The organism is Undibacterium sp. 5I2 (genome assembly GCF_035019605.1).
GTDB lineage: Bacteria > Pseudomonadota > Gammaproteobacteria > Burkholderiales > Burkholderiaceae_D > Undibacterium.
Genome location: NZ_JASJVS010000197.1, coordinates 1 through 248, shown reverse-complemented (window position 1 = coordinate 248; position 248 = coordinate 1). Strand labels below are relative to the sequence as shown.

General features: G+C 58.5%; 1 pseudogene. It reads left to right on the top strand.

The window, feature by feature from the left end:
- Positions 1–248 (top strand): annotated as a pseudogene (locus QN359_RS19960) (RNA-guided endonuclease TnpB family protein); the annotation flags it as partial.

The following is a 248-nucleotide window of genomic DNA, read 5'->3' as shown; positions in this document are numbered from 1 at the left end:
CGGAAAGACTTCCTGCACAAAACCACAACGACGATCAGCCAAAACCACGCGCTCGTCTGCATTGAGGATTTGCAGGTGCGGAACATGTCCAAGTCATCGAAGGGAAATAGCGAACAGCACGGCAAGATGGTGAAACAGAAGTCGGGCCTGAACCGCGCCATCCTCGACCAAGGCTGGGGCGAATTCAGGCGGCAGCTCGACTACAAGGTCGCGTGGAACGGCGGCATTCTGCTGGCCGTGCCGCCGCA